The sequence below is a fragment of the Endozoicomonas sp. ONNA2 genome, from assembly GCF_024606365.1.
In the GTDB taxonomy this organism is placed as follows: domain Bacteria; phylum Pseudomonadota; class Gammaproteobacteria; order Pseudomonadales; family Endozoicomonadaceae; genus Endozoicomonas.
In genome coordinates, this window is the sequence record NZ_JAHHPO010000904.1 from 1 (window position 1) to 7531 (window position 7531).

Genomic DNA, 7531 nt, shown 5'->3' on the forward strand with positions numbered 1-7531 from the left:
GTAGCGTATTTTCACCACTTGGTTAACCGTATCCAAAACTGGCTCCGGAATCGGATATTTTTGCTTCTGAATAGTCATGCTGTCGTGTATCCAGTCGAGCTGGCGTTCCAGCCCGGTCTGGTCATAAAGTTTATCCAACAGCTTATGCTTTGCAGGTGATGCCAGGGCATTGGCAGTAAAAAGCAGGGGAGCGAACAAACCTACAACTACTAATCTCTTTCCGTCCATAGTCAGAGCCGTGTTGATACCGTTTATTGGAAAACAGTCAGTTGATATACCTACCAACCCACTGTATGAATTGAGCGACAATGACTGTCTTATCAGCAAAGCACTCACGTTTACCTTACTCCGTTGAGTATCAGTCGTAAAGTTTACTGACGATGGCCGTTACCGCCGTTTCGACCCGTAAAATACGCGGTCCAAGATGGATTCTGTGCAACCCGGCCTGTTCCAGCTTATCCACTTCATAGTCAATAAAGCCTCCTTCAGGGCCAATAGCCAGCACGGCAGGTTTGGCAATCTGATGGGGGCAGCGCTCTCCCCCCACCGGATGAGCCACCAAACCCGACTTGCCTGCTACCAGCTCTGGCAAACGATCTTCCACAAAAGGTTTGAATCGCTTCTCAAGAATCACTTCAGGCATGATCGTATCCCGTGCCTGTTCAAGACCCAGTATCAGCTGCTCTCGCAGTTTCTCAGGGCTTAGCCAAGGGGACTGCCAGAAACTTTTTTCAACCCGATAGCCATTCATCAGGATAATTTTTTTAACACCCAGGGCCGTCAGATGCTGGAGCGCACGTTTGAGCATTTTTGGTCGGGGCAAGGCCAGCAAAACCGTCAAAGGCAGGGCCGGAGGGGGCATCGTCTCCAGCTCAACTTCCAAATGCATTGTTGCTGAAGACAGGTGAGTAATGACCCCCTTCCCCATCTTGCCATTGACCAGACCAACGCGCAGCTCATCACCTTCACTGGCTTGATGAATATCCAGCACATGGGTCAACTGCCGCTGGTCCAGCTCTACATGCCATTCATCAATAAAGTGTTGTTGCTCAAGGAGGAGAAGGTTCATCTGAACGGCCATACGTTGATAGCCCAGTGATCAGCAGGGAACTGAAACTGGCACATTGATAAAAGGGAAATCAGAACTTCCTGACCATTTGTGAAGTGGGATATGGCATACTTCCTCCCTGAAACGACAATACCCTTGACTGAATGCGCACTCTTCAGACCATGCAAAACACACTGCTGTTTTTTCTCAATATCTCGAAGTTCTGAACGATGCATCCGCTACATGCCATGGGGCCGGAATATGCCAGGCACCTTTGCTGCCTGCAATCTTCTGCCTTCAGGATTGAACTTTTAACCCAGTAACCACTCTAATCAACAGAAGTAAAAACAAACGTTCAGTTTTTTACATATTAGCATCCCAGGCAAACGAAATAATGAGGAATTAAAGTATGGATTCATGCTCTTTAACTATGAACAGGGTTCCAGTTGATGACACCACGATAAACATTGAAGGCGTAACATCAAACGACAAGGGGCAGTATAACCTCCAGTTACCACTCACACCCGACACTCCTCAGAAATCTCTGTTTTCCCGGAGCATAAACTATGTACAAGGCCTTCTATCGTCGTGGATCAACCCAGAAAAATCCGTGTCATTAGGTACTGAAGAGTTCATTCATAGACTGCTGATTAAAGAACAGAGCTTTGAGCCTGACACACTCTATTTAGTCCGTACAAACTCACCGGAGGCCGCTCAACCCTTTCCTTACTCCGGTGCCTATGAATTTCAGGAACATCCCCATTTTGGTGGAACTGTAGATCTTTCAACGATACCAATAGGCCAATGGCCTGATAAGTTACGCATAACCGGTACATTGAATTTATCAGGATCATCCATAGACCGGCTTCCGAAGGTCCTTATTGTTAATGGAGATCTGAACATCTCAGACTGCAAAAACCTGACATCATTATCCGAAACAAAAACTGTGGTGGATGGCAGACTCATCGCCCGGAACAGCGGACTAAGGTCAATCCAGTCTGAACTGGAAGCACAATCTGTTGATCTGACAGGGTCTGTTGATTTTAGTCAGCTTGGCAGTGCCGACCAATTTAACGTAGTGGGTGATGTCATTCTGGACGGCTGTCAAAGCCTTGCCGGGAATATCCCCCAATGGTTATTAACTGGTGCACCAATGCCTGATGGGCAGTCCCGGCTTATCAGCCTTCAAGATACCGGAATTTCTCATGGAACTGATAACAATCCTGTTGGCCCTCCAGTTGGTCTATCCATAACCTGGGAAGATGAGACGACCTCTTAAAGTCATATCTGACTCTCCCATATCAATAGGGCCAAATGAGCTTATGAGCGCAAAACACTCATTCACAGTGCTATGCTTCCGCCTCATCGGGCTTCCGGCTCTTCACCAACCGGGAAAAGAGAATTCCGCACTCAAACAACAACCACATTGGAATTGCCAATAGAGACTGGGAAATAACGTCCGGTGGCGTCATGATCATACCGATCACAAAGCAGCCAACCACCACGTATGGGCGCTTTTCCTTCAGACTTTCAACAGTGGTCACACCCGACCACACCAGCAGAACCGTCGCCACAGGAATTTCAAACGCGATACCAAAGGCAAAAAACAGTTTCAGGATAAAATCCAGATAGCTGTTGATGTCTGTCATTACGGTGACGGACTCAGGGCCAACCGTGGTGAAAAACGAGAAAATCAAAGGGAAGACCACATAATAGGCAAAGGCAATGCCCAGGTAAAACAACACGATACTGGCAACAAGCAGGGGAATCGCAATAATCTTCTCATGCCGATACAGGCCGGGCGCAATAAAACCCCATGCCTGATGGAGAATAAATGGAATCGCAATAAACAGCGACAACACAATAGTCAGCTTAAAGGGTGCCAGAAAGGGTGAAGCCACCTCGGTGGCAATCATGGTACTGCCTTCCGGCAGGGTGGCGCGAAGCGGTTCCGAGATATAAACGTAAATATCGTTGGAAAAGTAAAACAGCCCGGCAAAAACCACCAGAACGGCAATCAGGCTTTTCAGGATACGTCCACGAAGTTCAAGGAGATGTTGAACAAGAGGCTGCTCTTTATCCTGCCCTGTTTCCTTTGCTGTCTGTTGAGAATAATCCGACGTTTTTTCTGACGTTCTTTGCGACGATGTTCTTTTTGACATTGTTAATTACTGGCCTTTATCCTGCGACAAATGAGCAGAAGGGTCTTTCACCGCCGGTTGCTTAACACTGTCATCTCCACTCATTGAATCACCTTCGGGTGAAGTATTTTCGCCGGAAGCGGTTTGATCCTCAGCCGAATCAATATTCACGGACTTTTTCAGATCATTGATCTGGCTTTGAAACTGTTCGCGGGTTTTATTCAGCTCTTTCATGACAGCTTCATTGTGCAATTGCTGTCTGATTCCGTCGGCATCAATCTCCCGCTCCAGCTCCTCTTTGGCAGACTGAAAACTGCGACGGATTTTACCCACCCAGTAGGCGGTTGTCCGGATGGCCTGAGGCAGGCGCTCCGGCCCCAACACCACCAGGGCAATGACTGCCACCAATAATAACTCTGTAAAACCTATATCAAGCACAGCGAACTATCACACCTCTCGATAACAGCAACACGCAATCGGTAGTTTCCCCCACAAACTCATAACCCAAAGGGTACTTTTACCAGACCTGAATGCGCTTTTTTACCCTCACGGCTTGTGCCTGGACTTTTCCAGGTCAGCCTCAAGATTACGCTGCTCAACGGAGCCAGTCTTTAGTTCAGCTTTCGCCGGGTTTTTCCCATTATTTTTCTCACATTCTGTCTCATCATCAGAGCCCAGGGCTTTTTTGAAACCTTTTACTGCACTGCCCAAATCACTGCCCATACCACGAAGCTTTTTCGTACCAAAAAGCATCACCACAATCAACAGAATGATCAGCAACTGCCAGATACTGATGCCACCAAAACCCATTTTCTGCTCCTTCAGCTCCCCACAAAAGCTGATCAAATAATACACAATGAACGGACATATTACCCCATTCCAACACCTGTGGTTTGGCTACGTTGCGACAATCGTCCGGGAAAAGGGGAATACGTTACCCGCGGGTTGCTTTCTCTTCAATACCAGAAAGCCCGAAACGACGATCCAGCTCATGCAACACGTCAGCAGGCTCAAGCCCAAGGTGCGACAGCATGACCATGGTATGGAACCAGAGATCAGCCGTTTCGTAAATGACCGGCTCCCGGTTATGGTCATATTCTGATGACTTGGCGGCAATCAGCACTTCTGCTAACTCTTCCCCCACTTTTTTCAGAATATGGTCCAGTCCCTTATTGTGAAGCTGTGCAACATAAGAGGAATCGGGATCAGCCTGCCTTCGGCTGTTTAATACTTCAGTCAATCGTTCGATTATATCGCTCATCTTTTAACCCGCAGGATGATATACAGCAAAGAAAACAGCGTTTACTGATGTCCATAAATCGTTGCCGGATCCTGCAACACCGGATCTTCGTAATGCCACGAGGCTTCTCCATGGTTATCCCTGAGTCGACGATAGAAACAAGACTTACGTCCTGTATGACAAGCAATACCACCTATTTGTTCCACTTTGAGCAGGATTGCATCGCCATCACAGTCAAGGCGACATTCTATCAGCCGTTGCGTATGACCAGAGCTTTCGCCCTTGCGCCATAGCCTGCTTCGTGAACGGGACCAGTAAATGGCAACCTGCTCTTTCAGGGTCAGTGCCAATGATTCCCGGTTCATCCAGGCCAGCATTAACACCTCTTTGGTTTTATGATCCTGGGCAATGGCCGTTACCAGGCCATCCTCATTCCATTGAACTTCATCCAACCAGTGGTTTGTTGTCATAACACTATCCACACATTAGTTGCCAACACTGGACAGAAAATATTGTTAATCGTCAGGATCGCTTCCCACATGTCGGCACTCAGGAACAGGTTTCTGGCCGCCAGCATTTCATGTCCTCTTCAGACAAATGGAATCAGGCTGAAAATTTAACGAAAAAGCAGAATCCCTGACAATAGATGCGGATAATTACCGCACAACCTATGCAAGCCATCAACCAGAGAGTTCACCTTTTTGGCAAAATCTCCAGATTGGACACAACTTTTTTTTCCTGATGCATTCCTGATGCTGCCGGGGAGTTGGCTATTGATTGTTCACCATCATTGTGGTCATGAGGTATGGCCGGAACAGTACTGGGTATGTACAGTAGTTTTTAATATTTGGCTTATCTGGCCAGAGAAATTAATTTATTTTACGCGGCTGATCAGATCTCATACCCTGTTATCCCAAGAGAAACCGCAAAGCTACCTGGCAGACAGCAAGGCAACAGCATTCGAGGAGATCACCACAACAACCATTGCCCATTAGCTGTTCACAACACCCTTTATTGTTAGCACGATTGTTAGCAAGCTGCTCTGCCTGACGATTATCTACTCTCATTACTTTCAGGAGGTCATTTACAAACGCAGTATCACGGGCAGACACAGCTTGAGTCTGGCCCATAGCTTCCTGATAAGACGGTGGAGGTGAAGTGGGAGTGTAAGTAGAAACAGGCTGAGCAGTGACGGTATGCCCCAAGTATCTTGCAGGAGTATCACAAGCTGGCACAGTGCCATAATCCGTTATTATTGGAGGTTGGCTTGTAAGAGCCTGAGCCGAATTCATGGAGCAACACCTTCTAACTTAACTTTAGTAATGACCATTTAGACCCATGGTATGAGAAAAAGTTCATGACCATATTCCTGTGGTCGGCATCGCAGTCATGGGAATTTGTAATTTGAATAAAAATGCCACACGTTCATGGTACATAGCCTTCGTGCCTGACTCAGGGATTTTCACGGCAAAGGAAATAACAGGCATCTTATCGAACCACCAGCCAACCCCCCATTGCCACAGCCAGTATTCCAACCATTGCCTGATCCAGCAGTGCTTTTTCCACAAAAAGTTCCGCAAAAAGGGAACCTGAAGTAACCATCATCGCACCGCCCGCCAGCAGCAGCAAAACGCCAAAACGCCTCTGCTTTTGCCGACGTTTTTCTGCCCTCACCTGCTGATCATAAAACGCCTGTTGCTCATCAACCAGTGTCCGCACCGTTGACATCACGCGCTGGGTCATCACCGGTGCACTCAGCAGCCAGTCTGTGCTTTGCTCCTTAAGATTGCAGAGAATTCCCATTGGACTGACCTGGTCTTTCATCCACTTTTCCAGGTATGGCTGGGCCGTGACCCAGAGATCAAGATCCGGGTATAGCTGCCGCCCTAACCCTTCTACGTTCAATAATGTCTTCTCCAGCAGCACCAGTTGTGGCTGAACCTGCATATTAAAGCGACGGGCCACCTGAAAGAGCCTGACCAATAGCTGGCCGAACGAAATATCCTTGAGGGGCTTTTCAAAGATCGGTTCACAGACGGTTCGAATCGCTGCTTCAAGCTCCCCTACCGGCGTATCCCTGGGCACCCATCCGGAATCCACATGCAACTGGGCAACCTTGCGGTAGTCCCGCCGGAAGAAAGCCAGCAGGTTACTGGCCAGGTAATGCTGATCTTCCGGCTCAAGGGTACCGATAATGCCACAATCGATTCCGATATAGCGGGGTTCAGCAGGATTGGTGGTATCAATAAAAATATTGCCCGGGTGCATATCTGCATGGAAAAAGCGGTCCCGAAACACCTGGGTAAAGAATATTTCAACGCCCCGCTCAGCCAGCTTTTTCATATCCACATGCCGGGCTTTCAGCGTGGCAATATCGGCAACGGGAACCCCGTAAATCCGCTCGGCCACCATCACTTTTGTGCGGCAATAATCCCAGTGAACCTGGGGCACAAACAACAGGGGAGACGCCAGAAAGTTACGACGCAGCTGCGAACAGTTGGCCGCTTCCCGCAACAGATCAAGTTCATCCAGGATTGTGCGTTCATAGTCCGCCACCACTTCCATCGGTCGCAAACGACGAGCGTCTTTTGATAGGGTAATCAGCAAACGGGCAAACAGGTACATTAAGCCAATGTCTTTGCGAATCACCTGCTCAATACCCGGGCGAATCACCTTGACCACCACCTCTTCGCCGGTATGCAGCTCGGCGGTATGGACCTGGGCAACAGAAGCAGACGCCAATGGCTCACGATCAAAACGGGCAAACAGGGTATCTACATCGCTACCCAGACTGGACTCAATAATGGCAATCGCCTCTTCAGCCGGAAACGGCGGAACATTATCCTGAAGCCGGGACAACTCATCACTGATATCATCCGGCAACAGGTCCCGCCGGGTTGAGAGGATCTGCCCGAACTTGATAAAGATCGGCCCCAGTGCCTCCAGAGATAAGCGGACACGCTCACCCCGGGGTGCATTATTATGGATAACATAGCGCCAGGGCAGCAGCATCAAAAGGCAGCGTAGCCAAAACGGTGAGCGTTCCCGATCAATAAGATTATCCAGGCGGTTACGGGCGACAGCGGCAATAATTTTCAACAA

At 48.5% G+C, this 7531-nt stretch carries 10 protein-coding genes; 1 reads left to right on the forward strand and 9 read right to left on the reverse strand.

Annotation, left to right across the window (positions count from 1 at the left end; translation table 11 throughout):
• Both KDK14_RS16055 and KDK14_RS16060 read right to left on the reverse strand, forming a co-directional pair.
• Positions 1-228: hypothetical protein (locus KDK14_RS16055; protein WP_257266186.1), on the reverse strand; the 228-nt coding region annotated here is incomplete at its 3' end.
• A gap of 130 nt (positions 229-358) precedes the next feature.
• A complete protein-coding gene (locus KDK14_RS16060; protein WP_257266187.1) occupies positions 359-1069 on the reverse strand; it encodes a 16S rRNA (uracil(1498)-N(3))-methyltransferase in 711 nt (236 codons plus the stop codon).
• Positions 1070-1478: 409 nt separating this feature from the next.
• Between KDK14_RS16060 and KDK14_RS16065 the strand changes: the two genes are divergently transcribed.
• Complete coding sequence (locus KDK14_RS16065) at positions 1479-2327, forward strand: hypothetical protein (RefSeq protein ID WP_257266188.1); 849 nt, start codon at positions 1479-1481, stop codon at positions 2325-2327.
• 70 nt (positions 2328-2397) lie between these two features.
• On the opposite strand, the gene tatC is transcribed toward KDK14_RS16065, so the two are convergent.
• The 7 genes from tatC to ubiB all read right to left on the reverse strand — a co-directional run.
• Complete coding sequence (tatC, locus tag KDK14_RS16070) at positions 2398-3210, reverse strand: twin-arginine translocase subunit TatC (RefSeq protein ID WP_257266189.1); 813 nt, start codon at positions 3208-3210, stop codon at positions 2398-2400.
• Positions 3211-3216: 6 nt separating this feature from the next.
• Positions 3217-3627, reverse strand: a complete 411-nt coding sequence (gene tatB, locus KDK14_RS16075; RefSeq protein ID WP_257266190.1) for a Sec-independent protein translocase protein TatB — start codon at positions 3625-3627, stop codon at positions 3217-3219.
• Between the two features lie 108 nt (positions 3628-3735).
• Entirely contained in the window at positions 3736-3999 is a 264-nt protein-coding gene (tatA, locus tag KDK14_RS16080; RefSeq protein ID WP_257266191.1) for a twin-arginine translocase TatA/TatE family subunit, read from the reverse strand.
• Positions 4000-4123: 124 nt separating this feature from the next.
• Entirely contained in the window at positions 4124-4450 is a 327-nt protein-coding gene (locus tag KDK14_RS16085; RefSeq protein ID WP_257266192.1) for a phosphoribosyl-ATP diphosphatase, read from the reverse strand.
• 41 nt (positions 4451-4491) lie between these two features.
• Complete coding sequence (hisI, locus tag KDK14_RS16090) at positions 4492-4899, reverse strand: phosphoribosyl-AMP cyclohydrolase (RefSeq protein WP_257266193.1); 408 nt, start codon at positions 4897-4899, stop codon at positions 4492-4494.
• A 438-nt stretch (positions 4900-5337) separates the two neighbouring features.
• A complete protein-coding gene (locus tag KDK14_RS16095) occupies positions 5338-5721 on the reverse strand; it encodes a hypothetical protein (protein ID WP_257266194.1) in 384 nt (127 codons plus the stop codon).
• A gap of 196 nt (positions 5722-5917) precedes the next feature.
• Positions 5918-7531 (reverse strand): ubiquinone biosynthesis regulatory protein kinase UbiB (gene ubiB / locus KDK14_RS16100; RefSeq protein WP_257266195.1); only part of this gene is annotated, 1614 nt, incomplete at its 5' end.

Bases quoted from the DNA above. Each gene is read 5' to 3' on its own strand.
- KDK14_RS16085 (WP_257266192.1), bottom strand. From the start codon at position 4,450: ATGAGCGATATAATCGAACGATTGACTGAAGTATTAAACAGCCGAAGG.
- tatA (WP_257266191.1), bottom strand. From the start codon at position 3,999: ATGGGTTTTGGTGGCATCAGTATCTGGCAGTTGCTGATCATTCTGTTG.
- KDK14_RS16095 (WP_257266194.1), bottom strand. From the start codon at position 5,721: ATGAATTCGGCTCAGGCTCTTACAAGCCAACCTCCAATAATAACGGAT.
- hisI (WP_257266193.1), bottom strand. From the start codon at position 4,899: ATGACAACAAACCACTGGTTGGATGAAGTTCAATGGAATGAGGATGGC.
- KDK14_RS16060 (WP_257266187.1), bottom strand. From the start codon at position 1,069: ATGAACCTTCTCCTCCTTGAGCAACAACACTTTATTGATGAATGGCAT.
- KDK14_RS16065 (WP_257266188.1), top strand. From the start codon at position 1,479: ATGAACAGGGTTCCAGTTGATGACACCACGATAAACATTGAAGGCGTA.
- tatC (WP_257266189.1), bottom strand. From the start codon at position 3,210: ATGTCAAAAAGAACATCGTCGCAAAGAACGTCAGAAAAAACGTCGGAT.